At 71.8% G+C, this 15,123-nt stretch carries 16 protein-coding genes; 15 read left to right on the forward strand and 1 reads right to left on the reverse strand.

Features of this window, described 5'->3' with window-relative positions; genetic code table 11:
* Nucleotides 1-72 precede the first annotated feature (72 nt).
* The 14 genes from ACFY3L_RS08775 (at nucleotide 73) to dapB (ending at nucleotide 12,849) form a co-directional block, all read left to right on the forward strand.
* On the forward strand, nucleotides 73-447 hold the full coding sequence (locus ACFY3L_RS08775; protein WP_389320332.1) for a hypothetical protein: 375 nt from the start codon (nucleotides 73-75) through the stop codon (nucleotides 445-447).
* A gap of 20 nt (nucleotides 448-467) precedes the next feature.
* Nucleotides 468-764 (forward strand): DUF503 domain-containing protein, encoded by a 297-nt coding sequence (locus tag ACFY3L_RS08780; RefSeq protein WP_389320335.1) that lies wholly within the window; start codon nucleotides 468-470, stop codon nucleotides 762-764.
* A 99-nt stretch (nucleotides 765-863) separates the two neighbouring features.
* Nucleotides 864-1,337 carry a 30S ribosome-binding factor RbfA gene (gene rbfA / locus ACFY3L_RS08785; protein ID WP_389320338.1) on the forward strand — a complete coding sequence of 158 codons (474 nt, stop codon included), beginning with the start codon at nucleotides 864-866 and terminating at the stop codon, nucleotides 1,335-1,337.
* Nucleotides 1,334-2,368 (forward strand): bifunctional oligoribonuclease/PAP phosphatase NrnA, encoded by a 1,035-nt coding sequence (locus tag ACFY3L_RS08790; protein WP_389320341.1) that lies wholly within the window; start codon nucleotides 1,334-1,336, stop codon nucleotides 2,366-2,368. Before rbfA ends, ACFY3L_RS08790 begins: the two co-directional genes overlap by 4 nt.
* A 53-nt stretch (nucleotides 2,369-2,421) precedes the next feature.
* Nucleotides 2,422-2,823 (forward strand): hypothetical protein, encoded by a 402-nt coding sequence (locus tag ACFY3L_RS08795; RefSeq protein ID WP_389320344.1) that lies wholly within the window; start codon nucleotides 2,422-2,424, stop codon nucleotides 2,821-2,823.
* 25 nt (nucleotides 2,824-2,848) lie between these two features.
* Complete coding sequence (locus ACFY3L_RS08800; RefSeq protein ID WP_389320347.1) at nucleotides 2,849-3,067, forward strand: DUF6186 family protein; 219 nt, start codon at nucleotides 2,849-2,851, stop codon at nucleotides 3,065-3,067.
* Nucleotides 3,068-3,595: 528 nt separating this feature from the next.
* Nucleotides 3,596-4,882 (forward strand): MATE family efflux transporter, encoded by a 1,287-nt coding sequence (locus tag ACFY3L_RS08805; protein WP_389321140.1) that lies wholly within the window; start codon nucleotides 3,596-3,598, stop codon nucleotides 4,880-4,882.
* A 49-nt stretch (nucleotides 4,883-4,931) separates the two neighbouring features.
* Nucleotides 4,932-5,798 carry a DUF3626 domain-containing protein gene (locus tag ACFY3L_RS08810; RefSeq protein ID WP_389320350.1) on the forward strand — a complete coding sequence of 289 codons (867 nt, stop codon included), beginning with the start codon at nucleotides 4,932-4,934 and terminating at the stop codon, nucleotides 5,796-5,798.
* An 11-nt stretch (nucleotides 5,799-5,809) separates the two neighbouring features.
* Nucleotides 5,810-6,700, forward strand: a complete 891-nt coding sequence (gene truB / locus ACFY3L_RS08815) for a tRNA pseudouridine(55) synthase TruB (protein WP_389320352.1) — start codon at nucleotides 5,810-5,812, stop codon at nucleotides 6,698-6,700.
* Nucleotides 6,701-6,834: 134 nt separating this feature from the next.
* Entirely contained in the window at nucleotides 6,835-7,776 is a 942-nt protein-coding gene (locus ACFY3L_RS08820; RefSeq protein WP_389320355.1) for a bifunctional riboflavin kinase/FAD synthetase, read from the forward strand.
* 92 nt (nucleotides 7,777-7,868) lie between these two features.
* Nucleotides 7,869-8,138, forward strand: coding sequence for a 30S ribosomal protein S15 (gene rpsO / locus ACFY3L_RS08825; RefSeq protein WP_360084705.1), 270 nt, complete (start codon nucleotides 7,869-7,871; stop codon nucleotides 8,136-8,138).
* Nucleotides 8,139-8,345: 207 nt separating this feature from the next.
* Entirely contained in the window at nucleotides 8,346-10,784 is a 2,439-nt protein-coding gene (locus ACFY3L_RS08830; protein ID WP_389320359.1) for a polyribonucleotide nucleotidyltransferase, read from the forward strand.
* 3 nt (nucleotides 10,785-10,787) lie between these two features.
* Nucleotides 10,788-12,101 (forward strand): M16 family metallopeptidase, encoded by a 1,314-nt coding sequence (locus ACFY3L_RS08835; protein WP_389320362.1) that lies wholly within the window; start codon nucleotides 10,788-10,790, stop codon nucleotides 12,099-12,101.
* 10 nt (nucleotides 12,102-12,111) lie between these two features.
* Nucleotides 12,112-12,849, forward strand: a complete 738-nt coding sequence (dapB, locus tag ACFY3L_RS08840; protein ID WP_389320365.1) for a 4-hydroxy-tetrahydrodipicolinate reductase — start codon at nucleotides 12,112-12,114, stop codon at nucleotides 12,847-12,849.
* Nucleotides 12,850-12,932: 83 nt separating this feature from the next.
* Here the strand turns inward: dapB and ACFY3L_RS08845 are convergent, their stop codons facing one another.
* Nucleotides 12,933-13,541: a GNAT family N-acetyltransferase gene (locus tag ACFY3L_RS08845; RefSeq protein WP_389320367.1), complete on the reverse strand. Its 609-nt coding sequence runs from the start codon at nucleotides 13,539-13,541 to the stop codon at nucleotides 12,933-12,935.
* Between the two features lie 189 nt (nucleotides 13,542-13,730).
* Between ACFY3L_RS08845 and ACFY3L_RS08850 the strand changes: the two genes are divergently transcribed.
* Complete coding sequence (locus ACFY3L_RS08850) at nucleotides 13,731-15,068, forward strand: glycosyltransferase 87 family protein (protein WP_389320370.1); 1,338 nt, start codon at nucleotides 13,731-13,733, stop codon at nucleotides 15,066-15,068.
* The last annotated feature ends 55 nt before the right edge of the window (nucleotides 15,069-15,123 follow it).

A 15,123-nucleotide genomic window follows, 5' to 3' on the forward strand; every position in this document is an offset into this window, starting at 1 on the left:
TGAGGAGGGCCGCCGCGGGTTCCGCGGCGGCCCTTTCTTTGATGTTGGAATCCGGCGTACCGTCGATGCGTCATGAACCTCACCTGGTGGTCGATCGAGGTCCGCGACGGGCAGGAGCCCGCGGGCCGATGGCGCGACGCCCACGCCGCCGCGCTGGCCGAGGCGGCCGTCACCCACGGCGCCCAGGACTGGGCGTGGCACACCGAGCCCTTCGGGGTCGTGCTGGAGCTCGGCTTCACCGACTCCGCCGACTGGGACAGGTTCCGGCACCTGCCGGTCGTGGTCGCCGCGCTGGACGCCGTCGACCCGCTCACGCTGTACGTGTACCCGGGCCGCGGCGGCAGCGCGGGTGCCGGGCTGCCGCGCCGCACGCCCCGGCCGATCATCGGGGACGCCGCCCCGCTGCCGGTCGCTCCACCCGCATTTCTGGTGGCCAGGCTCTCGTAGAGTCGTTAGGATCTTGGGCCGTGTATACCGGTACCGCGGTCTTCGACCTGCTCCTGCCCGGTGACTCCCGGTCACTGAAGGCCAAGCGCGCCTATGTGCGGCCACTGGTCGCCTTCCTGCGCAAGTTCGAGGTGTCCGTCGCCGAGGTCGGCGCCCTCGACCTGCACGGACGCGCTGAGGTCGGCGTCGCGGTGGTCGCCGCGGAGGCGGGGCACGTGCGGGAGGTCCTGGACACCATCGAGCGGGCGGTCGCCGGCCGGCCCGAGATCGAGTTGCTCTCCGTGCGCCGCCGGCTGCACGGTGACGACGACGGGTAATCCTGCGCCTTGTCCAGGGTGCTGGACGCGGCCTCCAGGTCGCGGCGCGGGTAGTGTCAGAGCGTTGGTCAGATCGTTTTGGCTGCGGAGGTGTTCGAGATGACGGATCCGGCAAAGGTGCGCCGGCACGCCGAGCGCGTGAAGGAGCTTGTCGCATCGGTGGTGCGGACGCAGGTCAAGGACCCTCGGCTGGGGATGATCACGATCACCGACGCGCGGATCACCGCTGATCTGCGTGAGGCGACCGTGTTCTACACGGTGCTCGGTGACGCGACGGCACAGTCGGGCACGGCGGCGGCGCTGGAGAGCGCCAAGGGGCTGCTGCGCTCGACCGTCGGCAAGGCCCTGGGGCTGCGCCACTCGCCGAGCCTCACCTTCGTGCACGACGACGTGACGGAGCACGCGAAGCACATCGACGACCTGCTGGCCACCGCGCGCAACGCCGACGCGGAGGTCCAGCGACGGGCCGCCGGGGCGAACTACGCGGGCGAGGCCCAGCCCTACAAGCTCGATGACGAGGCGGGGGCCGAAGGCGCCGACGACGAGGTAGTCGTCGGCCAGGACCGTCGGTGACCGCACCGCAACCATCGCCCGGGGAGTGGGCCGCAGCGGTCTCAGCGCTGCGCGGCCTGCCCCCGGGCGCTCGCGTGCTGCTCGCCTGCCACGTCAACCCCGACGGTGACGCCCTCGGCAGCATGCTCGGCTTCGCGCTGGGGCTGCGCCGCTTCGCCCCGTCGCTGGTGGTCGAGGCGACCTTCCCCGGCCCGCTGACCGTGCCCGCGCCCTTCGACCGCCTGCCGGGCGTGTCCATGCTGGTGCCGGCGGCCTCCGTCACGCCGCCCGCGCCCACGCCCGACGCGATGCTGGTCTTCGACGCCGCCAGCGTCGAGCGGCTCGGCGACCTCGCCGGCGTCCTGGCCGCCGCGCCGGTCGGCATCGTGCTCGACCATCACGCGTCCAACCCCGGCTTCGGGGCGGTCAACCTCGTCGACCCGTCGGCCGCCGCGACGTCGGTCGTGGCCGAAGGGCTGCTCGGCCGGCTCGGCGTGGCCCTGGATCCCGAGATCGCCGAGTGCCTGTACGTGGCGCTCGCCACCGACACGGGCTCGTTCAAGCACGGCTCGACCACCCCGGCGGTGCACGAGCTCGCGGCCCGGCTCATCGCCACCGGCATCCCCGTCGGCGACATCTCCCGCCGCCTGTTCGACACCCGGCCCTACGGCGCGGTCCGGCTCTTCGGCGTCGCCCTGGCCCGCACCGTGTTCGAGCCCGCCGGCGGCCTCGGCCTCGCGTGGACCTACGTGACGCTCGCCGACCTCGCCGAGTTCGGCCAGCCCGCGGGCGCCGTCGAAGCGCTCATCGACTCGGTGCGCTGCGTCGCGGAGGCCGACGTCGCCTGCGTGGTGAAGCCCGTCGGCCCGCGCGAGTGGTCGGTCTCGTTACGCAGCAAGGGCGGCGTCGACGTCAGTCGGGTGGCCGTCGGTCTCGGCGGCGGCGGGCACCGCTTCGCGGCCGGGTTCAGCGCCACCGGCACGGTCGACGAGGTGATCGCCGCGATCCGCGCCGCGCTCACGGACTCGGTGGTCCTGGCAGATCAGGGTTAAACGGGGGCTGACATCGCTGGCACACCGGGTGTCGCCGCGGTGACAATCGATGGATGGACCGACCCGAACTGGTTGTGGAGGTCGACCGGGGCTGGGCCCGCCCGGTCGTGCTGGCCCCGGTCTTCGCCCTGATCGCCCTGGTGGGCGGGGCGCTGCCGTCGTTCTCGCTGCGGGCCAACCTGCTCGTCCTCGGCGCCGGGGGAGCGCTGCTGTGGCTCGGCATGTCCGCCACCGTGCCGAAGCGCCCCGCGCCGGCGCGGCTGCCCCGGGCGGCGGCCTGGTGGCTGCTGCCGGTCGGGCTCTTCGCGGTCGTCGAGGGCGTCACGTTCCTGATCGGGTCGCGGGCCTATCCGACGCTGTCCCGCCTCGCCGATCCCCTGCTGGAGCACTACCTCGCCCGCGCCGCCGCCTACTTCGGCTGGCTGTGGGCCTTCTGGGCGATGGTGCGGCGATGACGGCCGCGCGGGCTGGAGGGTGGCGATGACGGCCGCACAGGCGGGCATCGCGGCCGCGTTCGCCGTGTCGCTGGGGCTCTTCGCGGTGGTCGAGGTCGCCGCCCGGCGGGAGGGCTCGAAGGTGCCGACGCTCGGCGAGGTCTGCGGCGTCGTCATGCGCTACCGGGTCGGCCCGCTGCCGGTCGGCCGGATCGCGATGTACGGCTTCTGGTGGTGGCTCGGCTGGCACTTCCTAGCACGTTGACGAGCGCCCTGACGTACTTCCGACAGGTGAACCCGCCGGTAACTGCGTCCAGATCGCGGGATGACGTCGCACATCGTGGAACTGAACGATAACTTAGGTGTATGCGCATCGTGCGAATTCTTCGCTGCCCGTCCCGGGGCTGACCCCCGCTTCCAGCGGAACCCGGCGGCGGGCGTCTCACGGCCCAGGACCACACCAGAGCCGCCAAGCGAGGACCAGATGCGCCAGACCCACCGATCCACGTTGCAGGCCGACACCACCCACAGTCGGTCTCCTCGTCGCGTGTTGGCGTGGCCGCCGGTGACCCCGGCGCCCCTGCGATCGGACCGTCGATACTCCAACCGCGCCACCGAGTCAGGAGACCGTCATGCCTGAGCAGCCGAAGCCCCAGCCCAAGCCGCAGGAGCCCACCACCGAGACGCGCGAGCGCGCCCGCGCCGCCCTGCAGATGTCGATGGACCGCCGGGGCTGACCGCCCTGTAAGTAGCGCGTAAGGAGGCATCTCCTTACGCTGTCGCGGTGACCTCGATGCGTCGTGTCGCCGCCCTCGCTCTGCCCGCGCTCGTGGTGCTGGCCGCCGAGCCGCTGTATGTCCTCGTCGACACGGCGGTCGTCGGGCACCTCGGCCGCGAGGAGCTGGGTTCGCTCGCCATCGGCGGGCAGATCATGGCGCTCGCCGTCTGGCTGGGCAACGTGCTCGCCTACGGCACCACCGGCCGCGCCGCGCGCCGCTTCGGCGCCGGCCAGCGCGGAGCCGCGGTCGCCGAGGGCGTCCAGGCGTCCTGGCTGGCCTTCGCCGGCGGCGTCGCCATCATGGTGACCCTCGAGGTGTTCGCCGGGCCGCTGACCCGTGCCGTCGCCGGGTCGCCCGGCCCGGTCGCCGACGGCGCCGCCGACTGGCTGCGCATCGCCGCCCTCGGCGCGCCCGGCCTGCTGCTCGGCACCGCGGGCAACGGGTGGATGCGCGGCGTGCAGGACACCCGCCGCCCGCTCTACTACGTGCTCGGCGCCAACGCGCTGTCGGCCGTGCTCTGCCCGCTGCTCGTGCACCCGCTGGGGTTCGGCCTGGCCGGCTCCGCGATCGCGAACGTCGTCGCGCAGACGGCGGCCGGCCTGCTGTTCGTACGGGCGCTGCTGACCGAACGGGTCCCGCTGCGGCCGCACCTCGACGTGATCCGCCACCAGCTGGTGCTCGGGCGCGACCTGCTGCTGCGGGGCGCGGCGTTCCAGGCGTGCTTCCTGTCCGCGTCGGCGGTCGCGGCCCGCTTCGGCACCGCCAGCCTCGCCGCGCACCTCATCGCGATCCAGCTGTTCTTCTTCACCGCGCTCGCCCTCGACGCCGTCGCGATCGCCGCGCAGTCCCTCGTCGGCGCCGCGCTCGGCGGCGAGCGGGTCGACGAGGCGCGCCTGCTCAGCCGCCGCATCACCGCCGCCGGACTGGTCTCCGGCGTCGCGTTCGCGTTCCTGGTCGCGGCCGCCCTCGCCACCGTCCGCCCCTGGTTCGGCGCCGATGCCCAGGTGTACGCCCAGGCGAAGACCGCCTGGTGGTGGTTCGTCGCGATGATGCCGGCCGCCGGTGTCGTCTTCGCCCTCGACGGCGTCTTCCTCGGCGCCGGCGACGTGCGGTACCTGCGCAACCTCACCTTCGTGTCGGCGCTCGGCGGCTTCCTGCCCGGCATCTGGCTCGCGTACCTGCTCGACGCCGGCCTGCGCGGGGTGTGGATCGCCCTGTGCCTGTTCATCGCGCTGCGCCTGGGCGGCCTGCTGTGGCGCCTCGCCGGCGACAAGTGGGCGGTCGCCGGCGCCGTCCGCTGACCCGCAATCGGGCGGCGGCGGGCCGTCGTTCGCTGACATACTGCGCGCCGTGGACGCACAGCTCACGACCGCGCAGCTGGAGGCGCTCGCGCACGTGCGAGCGGCGGCGGGTCCGCGCACCGACCCGGTGGACGCGGTCGTGACGATCAACTTCCATCCCGACCGCATCGACGCCGGTGGCCGCACGGTGATCGAAGGCCTGCTCGCGGACGGGCGGTTCCGCAGCCAGTTCGAGACCGGGATCTCCAACGGCGGCCTCACGGCGTACCCGGGCGGCGACCGCGACCGTTGGGAGGAGCGCATGTTCGGCGGCGCCTACCAGCGGCCCGGCGTCACGCCCGCCGACCGTCCCAAGTACGGCGCCCTCGACCTGCGCCGCCACCCGGCCGGCGCCGCCCGCCGCTTCGGCTCCGCGCACCTGCGCCTGCGCCCGGAGGTCAACGCGCGCGCCACGTTCACCCTGGGGGACAGCTTCCACGAGCCGCGGGAAGCGGGCGTTTTCGACGCGTTGGCGCCGGTACTGGCGGGCCTCGCCGACCACGTCGCCGCAGCCGGGCCGCTCGACGACTACGTCGAGGCGCAGATCCACGGCCCGGTCGACCTCGCCCGGGACGTGGCGGCGCTCGTCCTCGACGACAGCTTCGCCGGCCGGCTGCCCGCCGCGGAGAAGCTCGCGACCCGGCACGGCATCGAGCTCGAATGGCGGGCGGGGCCGCGCCTCAGCCCGGACGAGATCGACGACGAGTTCCGGGGTCCCGAGGTGCGCCCGCTCGCGGTGCTGCTGTGCGAACGCTGGTCGCGGCCCTTCGTCGACGCCGAGCTGATCGGCCGCGCCGCCCGGGACGCCCGCGCCGACCCCGAGCGGCTGCAGCTGGTGAAGTACCTGTGGCACACCCTCTCCGCGCGCGGCCGTTAGGCTGACCCGTCGTGGCGCAGAAGGCAGCAACGCAGGGCGGGCTCGTCGTCGTCGACAAGCCCGGCGGGATGACCTCGCACGACGTGGTGTCGCGGATGCGGCGGCTGGCGAAGACCCGCCGGGTCGGGCACGGCGGCACCCTCGACCCGATGGCGACCGGGGTGCTCATCATCGGCGTGGAGAAGGCGACCCGGCTGCTCACATACGTCATCGGCAGCACCAAGGAGTACCGCGCCACGATCCGCCTCGGGCAGGCGACCGTCACCGACGACGCCGAGGGGGAGGTCGTGTCCACTGTGGACGCGAGCGCGCTCACCGATGGCGACGTCCACGCCGGGCTCGCGCCGCTGCGCGGGGAGATCCTGCAGGTGCCCAGCGCCGTGTCGGCGATCAAGGTGAACGGGGTCCGCTCCTACCACCGGGTCCGCTCCGGCGAGGAGGTCGCGCTGCAGGCCCGGCCGGTCACCGTCGCCCGCCTCGACGTCCTCGGGATCAGCCGCGCGGAGGCATGGGTCGACGTCGAGGTCGACGTCGCCTGCTCGTCGGGGACGTACATCCGCGCGCTCGCCAGGGACCTCGGCGCGGCGCTCGGCGTCGGCGGGCACCTGACCGCGCTGCGCCGCACGGCCGTCGGTGCGTTCACCCTCGCCGAGGCGGTCACCCTGGACGAGCTGGCCGAGCGGGAGGACCCGGTCACGATGCCGCTGCCGGCCGCCGCCGCGCGGTCCTTCCCCCGCCGCGACGCCGACGAGGTCGAGGCGAAGACGCTGTCGCACGGCGGGTCGCTCGCGCCGATCGGGATCGCCGAGCCGTACGCGGTCTTCGCCCCCGACGGCAGTGTGCTCGCCATCGTCCGCGAGAAGGACGGCCGGGCGCGGCCGGAGATCGTGCTCGTGCCCTGACGCCATCCGTACACCCGCCGCGATCGCCGCACGAGCGGCCGCAGCCACCGGTACACCCGCCGCAAACGCCGCACGAGCGGCGGGCTGCCACCCGTACACCTGCCGCAAACGCCGCAAGGGCTAGGCTCGCAACCATGCAGCGGTGGCGGGGAACGCAGGCGGCGCCGGGTGGATGGGGGCGCGCGGTCACCACGATCGGCGTCTTCGACGGCGTGCACCGGGGGCACCAGCAGGTGATCGGGCACGTCGTGAAGCGGGCGGGCGAGCTGGGCGTGCAGTCGGTCGTGCTGACGTTCGACCCTCACCCGTCGGAGGTGGTCCGGCCCGGGTCGCACCCGGCGGTGCTGAGCGAGCCGTCGCGCAAGGCGGAGCTGATCGAGGCGCTAGGCGTCGACGTGCTGTGCGTCATCCCGTTCACGGTCGAGTATTCGCACCTGTCGCCGGAGGCGTTCGTCCACGACGCGCTGGTCGAGCACCTGCACACCGCACTGGTCGTGGTGGGGGAGAACTTCCGGTTCGGCCACAAGGCCGCCGGTGACCTGCAGCTGCTGCACCGGCTCGGGCGGACGTTCGGCTTCGGGGTGGAAGGCGCGCCGCTGGTCGCCGACGAGGGCACCGTGTTCTCCTCGACCTACATCCGGGCCTGCGTCGACGCCGGTGACGTGGTCGCCGCAGCCCGCGCGCTGGGCCGGCCGCACCGCGTCGAGGGCGTCGTCGTGCGCGGCGACCAGCGCGGCCGTGAGCTGGGCTTCCCCACGGCCAACCTGCTGACCTCGCCCAACGCCGCGATCCCCGCCGACGGTATCTACGCCGCCTGGGTGACCCGCGACCGGGACCCCGAGCCGCGCCGCGCGGCGGTCTCCATCGGCACCAACCCGACGTTCTCCGGCAAGGAGCGGCGGGTCGAGTCCTTCCTCCTCGACTTCGCCGGCGACCTCTACGGCGAGCGGATCGCCGTCGACTTCGTCGAACGCCTCCGTGAGCAGCGGGTGTATTCCGGCGTCGAGCCGCTGGTCGAGCAGATCAACGACGACGTCGCACAGGCCAGACGAGTGCTGGATCGTCCCGTCTGTTAGCCTTGTGTCGACGCCGGGTGACCGGCGGGGGTCAGGCTGCCTGCACGACGCCGCGGGGCCGGCCCGTTCAGATGCAACCTTTAAGGGAGAACATGGCGCTCGACTCTGCGCAGAAGACCGAGATCATCGGCAAGTACGCGACCGTCGAAGGGGACACCGGCTCGCCGGAGGTCCAGGTCGCGATGCTGACCAAGCGGATCGCGGACCTCACCGAACACCTCAAGAAGCACAAGCACGACCACCACAGCCGGCGTGGCCTGCTGCTGCTGGTCGGCCGTCGCCGTCGCCTGCTCAACTACCTGCAGCGCAGCGACATCGCCCGCTACCGCTCGCTGATCGAGCGGCTCGGCCTGCGGCGATAACGACTCGCACGGTGGGGAGCGGCGTCCATGCGTCGCTCCCCTTCGTGTAGTGACACACTGGTATGGACAGCCGCCCCGCCGAGCGTGTCGGCGCACCGGTCCTCGGTAGTGGCTTCCGGGCAGATCAGCCCCGTGAGCTTCGATCGAAGACCGGCCGCAGACAGCTCCGCCTGGGCGCACCACAAACCCAAAGGAGCACCACACCACATGACCGAGCAGAGCACTCTCGGTACGCACACCAGCACCGCGGTCATCGACAACGGCGCGTTCGGCACCCGGGAGATCACGTTCTCCACGGGCCGCCTCGCCCGCCAGGCCGCCGGTTCCGCGCTTGCCCAGCTGGGTGAGACGGTCGTGCTGTCGGCGACGACGGCCGGCAAGTCGCCGAAGGACCAGTTCGACTTCTTCCCGCTGACGGTCGACGTCGAGGAGCGGATGTACGCCGCGGGCCGGATTCCCGGCTCGTTCTTCCGCCGCGAGGGCCGCCCCAGCGAGGATGCGATCCTCACCTGCCGCCTGATCGACCGGCCGCTGCGCCCCAGCTTCGTCAAGGGCCTGCGCAACGAGGTCCAGGTCGTCGAGACGATTCTCGCCCTCGACCCGGCCCACCCCTACGACGTCGTGGCGATCAACGCCGCCTCGATGTCCACCAAGCTGTCCGGCCTGCCGTTCTCCGGCCCGATCGGCGCCACCCGCATGGCGCACGTCGACGGGCAGTGGATCGCGTTCCCGACGCTCGAGGAGCTCGGCCGCGCCACGTTCGACATGGTCGTCGCCGGCCGCACCCTGCCCGACGGCGACGTCGCGATCATGATGGTCGAGGCCGAGGCGACGGAGCACACCGTGGCCCTCGTCGCCGGCGGCGCGCCCGCGCCGACCGAGGAGGTCGTGGCCGGTGGCCTCGAGGCCGCCAAGCCCGCCATCCGCGAGCTGTGCCGGGCCCAGTCCGAGCTGGCGGCCGTCGCCGCGAAGCCGGTCCAGGAGTTCCCGACCTTCCTCGACTACCAGCCCGACGCCTACGAGGCCGTCGCCGGCGCGGTCAAGGACGAGGTCTCCGAGGCGCTGCGCATCTCCTCCAAGGCGGAGCGCGAGGAGGCCCTCGACCGGATCAAGGAGGCCGCCTTCCAGCGCCTCGCCGAGGGCTTCGAGGGTCGCGAGAAGGAGATCGGCGCCGCGCTGCGGTCGCTGACCAAGAACGAGGTCCGCGCCCGCGTCCTGCGCGAGCAGGTCCGCATCGACGGCCGCGGCCCGCGTGACATCCGTCCGCTGACCGCCGAGGTCCAGGTGCTCCCGCGGGTGCACGGCTCGGCTCTCTTCGAGCGCGGCGAGACCCAGATCCTGGGTGTCACCACGCTCAACATGCTGCGCATGGAGCAGACGCTGGACACCCTGGCGCCGGAGAAGTCCAAGCGCTACATGCACAACTACAACTTCCCGCCGTACTCGACCGGTGAGACCGGCCGGGTGGGCTCGCCGAAGCGGCGCGAGATCGGCCACGGCGCGCTCGCCGAGCGGGCCCTGATCCCGGTGCTGCCGGCCCGCGAGGAGTTCCCCTACGCGATCCGCCAGGTCTCCGAGGCGCTGGGCTCCAACGGCTCCACGTCGATGGGCTCCGTCTGCGCCTCCACGATGGCGCTGCTGTCCGCCGGTGTGCCGCTGAAGGCGCCGGTCGCGGGCATCGCGATGGGCCTCATCTCCGACGAGGTCGACGGCAAGACCGAGTACGTCACGCTCACCGACATCCTCGGTGCCGAGGACGCCTTCGGCGACATGGACTTCAAGGTCGCCGGCACCCGTGATTTCGTGACGGCCCTGCAGCTGGACACGAAGCTCGACGGCATCCCGTCGGACGTCCTCGCGGGCGCCCTGCAGCAGGCCCACGACGCGCGGCACGTCATCCTCGACGTGATGGCCGAGGCGATCGAGTCGCCGGCCGGCATGAGCCAGTACGCGCCCCGCGTGACCACGGTCCGCATCCCCGTCGACAAGATCGGCATGGTGATCGGGCCCAAGGGCCAGACCATCAACGCGATCCAGGACGAGACCGGCGCCGAGATCAGCATCGAGGACGACGGCACGATCTACGTCGGCGCGACGAACGGCCCCTCGGCCGAGGCCGCGGTCGAGCGGATCAACGCCATCGCCAACCCGACGATGCCGAAGGTCGGCGACAAGTTCCTCGGCACCGTGGTGAAGACGGCCGCGTTCGGCGCGTTCATCTCGCTGCTGCCGGGGCGCGACGGCCTGCTGCACATCTCGAAGGTTGGCAACGGCAAGCGCGTCGACCGGGTCGAGGACTTCCTCAACGTCGGCGACAGGGTCGAGGTGCAGATCGCGGACATCGACAACCGCGGCAAGATCTACCTGGACAAGGTGCTGTCGGAGGCCGAGGCCGCCGCGGCGGCCGAGGCCGCGGCCGCGGGTGGCGGTGCTCCGTCGGGCGGCGACCGGCCGGCCGGCCGGGACCGCGGCGACCGTGGCCCCCGCTCGCGTGAGCGCGGTGACCGCGGCGACCGCGGCCCCCGTCAGGCTTCGTCCTCGCCGTCCGAGGGCGGCTCGGAAGAGGGCGGCTCGGGCGAGGGCGGCTCCGGCGAGGGCGGCGAGGACGGCGGCGAGTTCCGTCGCCGGCGGAACCGGCACAGCTGAGACATGACGAGTCGAGCGCAGACCCAGACGCTGGCAGATGACCCGCTGGGTGGCACGGTGCGCCGCACCGTGCTGCCCAACGGGCTGCGCATCCTGACCGAGGCGATACCGTCGATGCGAAGCGTGTCGTTCGGCGTCTGGGTCGGCATCGGCTCACGGGACGAGACCCCGGCACTGTCCGGGGTCTCCCACTTCCTCGAGCACCTGCTCTTCAAGGGCACCAAGCGGCGCAGCGCGCTGGAGATCTCCTCGCAGATCGAGGCGGTCGGCGGGGAGACCAACGCGTTCACCGCCAAGGAGTACACGTGCTACTACGCGCGCGTGCTCGACGCCGACCTGCCGCTCGCCATCGACGTGGTGTGTGACCTGGTCATCGACTCGGTGCTGACCGACGCGGACGTCGAGACCGAGCGTGGCGTGATCCTCGAGGAGATCGCCATGCACGACGACGAGCCCGGCGACGAGGTGCACGACGTCTTCACCGAGGCGATCTACGGCAACCACCCGCTGGGCCGGCAGATCTCCGGCAGCGTGGCGAGCATCTCCGCGCTGACCCGCAAGCAGATCGACGGCTTCTACCGCAGGCGGTACCTGCCGTCGCAGATGGTCGTCGCCGCCGCCGGCAACCTCGACCACGCCAAGGTCGTCAAGGCGGTCCGGGCGGCGTTCTCGGACCTCTCGGTCGCCGCCGACCCGGCCCCGCGGCGGTCCCGCACCACGAGGGTGCCGGCCCGCTCCGGCCAGATCGTGGTCCGCAGCAAGGACACCGAGCAGGCGCACCTGGTGCTCGGCTGCGTGGGGTACCCGCGGCAGCACGACAACCGCTTCGCCCTCGGCGCGCTGAACAACGTGCTCGGCGGCGGCATGTCGAGCCGGCTGTTCCAGCAGATCCGCGAGCAGCGCGGGCTGGCCTACTCGGTCTACTCCTTCACCTCGCAGTACAGCGACGCCGGGCTCTTCGGGGTCTATGCCGGCTGCGCGCCCGGCAAGGTCGAGGAGGTCCTCGCCATCACCCGGGACGAGCTGACCAGGGTCGCGGCGGAGGGGGTCACCGACGCGGAGGTCGAGCGCGGCAAGGGCATGCTCAAGGGCGCCGTCGTGCTGGGCCTGGAGGACACCGGGTCCCGGATGAGCCGCCTCGGCAAGGGTGAGCTGCTGTATGACGAGCTGCTCTCCGTCGACGAGGTGCTGCGCCGGGTCGACCTCGTCACGCCGGAGATGGTCCGTGAGGTCGCCGCCGAGCTGCTGTCGCGGCCGATGTCCCTCGCGGTGATCGGGGAGTTCGACGACAACGCCTTCGCGGGAGCGCTGGGATAGGTTATCCCGCGTGACTTCGCAGATCAGGGTCGGCGTGCTGGGCGCGCGCGGCCGTATGGGCACCGAGGCCTGCCAGGCCGTCTCCGCCGCTTCGGATCTCTCGCTCGTGGCGTCGCTGGACGTCGGTGACGCCTTGGCGCCCGATTTCGACGTGCTCGTCGACTTCACCACGCCGGACGCGGTGATGGACACGCTGCGGTGGTGCGTCTCGCATGGCGTGCACGCGGTGGTGGGCACCTCCGGCTTCACCACCGAGCGGCTGGACGAGGTGCGATCCCTGCTGGCGTCCGCGCCGGGCGTCGGCATCGTCGTCGCGCCGAACTTCGCCGTCGGTGCCGTGCTGATGATGGAGTTCTCGGCCCGCGCCGCCCGGTACTTCGAGTCGGTCGAGGTGGTCGAGATGCACCACCCGCAGAAGATCGACGCGCCCAGCGGCACGGCCCTGCGCACCGCCCAGCTCATCGCCTCGGCGCGGGCCTCCGCGGGGCTCGGACCGGTGCCCGACGCCACCACGGAGGAGATGGCGGGGGCCCGCGGCACCGACGTCGAGGGCGTCCCGGTGCACTCGCTGCGGGCCCGCGGGCTCGTCGCGCACCAGGAGGTGCTTTTCGGCGCCGCGGGGGAGACGCTCACCATCCGGCACGACTCGTTCGACCGGAAGTCGTTCATGCCGGGTGTACTGCTTGCCGTCCGCGCCGTCGTCGCACGGCCGGGACTGACGGTCGGGCTCGGCCCTTTGCTCGACTAGTGTCACGTTGCGTAACCGATTCGCGTTCCGCCTGGTGGTTCCAGATACTGGGATCTGGAAGCCCCAATTCGGGCGCAACAGGGTCACATCGAGGTAACGGAAGGGTCCTCCTGGGCCTCGAGGGACGTGTGCCACCGGACCTGCGGGATGAGCAGATCATCAACATCGAGTGACCGGCTGACCCCGTCCGGGGCCCAGCCGGAACTCTCCAGAAATCGACGCGTAACACGGTCTTCGGCGAACGTCCAGGCAAGCGCTGTCGTAAATCCGTCAGTACGCCACAAATCCACACTAGCCGCCAGCAACCGGCTGCCGTGGCCGCGCCTTCCCCACCTGGGTTCAACCAGGACATCGGTGATCGCGGCGGCGTTCGCCAGGACGGTGTGATCTTCGTCCGGAGCCAGTGTGGTGTCGTCTGCCGGACCTGACGCGGCAAAACCCACGACGTATGCTGAGGTCGGTCCAGCGCTGGGCGACTCCTGTTGCTCCACCGCGACCAGGACCCGGTGCTCGGGGGTCGGCGGCTCCGTGATTGCGTCCCGCCACCTGCGGGTAATCCAGTCCTCGTCCAATTGGTCGAGGATGTGTTTGGGCAGGAGTCGTCGATAGGCGACCCGCCAGGTCGTGAGTTGGATGCGCGTGATCTCGACGACGTCGTCGAGTCGCGCCGGTCGGACGAAGCCGAGCGTCATGTCGCAGCAGCCTACGGATTTGTGTTTCGCGCCACGGAGTGGCCACGGATTTTGTGTGAAGAGCCACGTGGCGGGGTAGCGGCGGCTCGTCACAGTTGGACCCGAGCAACCGTTGAGTCAGGCAGCAGCAGGTAGCCAGCAGCGAGCGAGTGGAGGGCAGCACAAGTGGCGGAGCGAGGACGAGTCGCCGTGTTGACGGCCGTCCGGCCCAAGCTTCGGCCCCGGGTCAAGCAGGTGCTCATCGTGGTGGCCGTATGGGCCGTCGTGTGGGCCTTCTTGTACGTGGCCGCTGCGAGAAACGGGTATTTCGACCTCAAGGTCTACTACGGCGCCATGGACTACTGGGTCAACAAGGGTGGCGACATCTACGACTACCTGGTGCCCGGCACGCCGTACGGCTTCACCTACCCACCGTTCGCCGCCGCGCTGATGTCGCCCATGGCGCTGATCGGGTGGCACACCGCGATCGCGATCAGCGTGACGATGAACGTCATCGCGCTCGCCTGCATCATCACCTGGCTCATCGGCCCGGTCATCAAGCGCCAGGGCTGGCAGTTCTGGTTCTCCCTCGCCATCGCGATGGGCATCGTCGCCGCCTTCGAGCCGGTGCGCGAGACCGTCAACTTCGGCCAGGTCAATATCCTGCTGCTCTTCATGGTCGTCGGCGACCTGCTGCTGCTGGTCCGCGGGGGCTCGCGCCTCGGTGGCGTCGGCGTCGGCCTGGCCACCGCGATCAAGCTCACGCCGGGTGTGTTCATCCTGTACCTCGTGGTCACCCGCCGCTGGCGCGCCGCCGCCGTCTCCACGGCCACCGCGGCCGCCGCGACCTGGGCGGCGGCGACCTTCGCACCGGACGCCTCGCGGGTCTTCTGGACCGACGCGATGTGGAACACCGACCGCGTCGGCTCCGCCACGTTCGTCTCCAACCAGGCGCTCAGCGGCCTCGTCGCCCGCCTGTTCAACCCGGACCCGATGAAGCCGCTGTGGGCGCTGCTCGTGCTCGGCGCGCTCGCCGTCTGGGCGTGGCGGGTCCGCAAGGCGGTCAAGGCCGGCGACGAGCTCGCCGGGCTGGCGCTGACCGGCCTCGCCGGCTGTATGATCAGCCCGATCAGCTGGATCCACCACCTGGTGTGGGTCCTGCCCTCGATGGCGGTCCTGCTCGACCACGCGACCGACCGCAGCACCGACGCCCGCCGCCGGCGCCACATCATGATCTTCGGGGTGTTCTCGTACCTGCTGTTGTGCAGCCGCACGCCGTGGGCGTTCCACATGAAGTTCACCGGCCTCGGCATCCTCGGTGGCAACGCGTACATCCTGCTGATGATCGCGCTGCTGATCACCCTGCCGATCCGGGAGCTCGCCCCGGAGAGCTCCGGCCCGGCGCGCTCGAGCGACCCGGCCACCTCCACCGGCCCGGTCGTCGAGGACGTGCCCGACCCGGACCTCGTCGAGATCGACCGCCGCGTGAGCGCCGCGTTCGACGCGAAGGACGCGGGAGAGCCGGCCCGGCCACTCGTCGGCGCATAGATCGTTCGTAAAAGGGGCGGCCCGTCGGGCCGCCCCTTTTTTGTCATACCCCGGG

Origin of the sequence: Dactylosporangium sp. NPDC000521 (assembly GCF_042898305.1) — a bacterium.
GTDB lineage: Bacteria > Actinomycetota > Actinomycetes > Mycobacteriales > Micromonosporaceae > Dactylosporangium.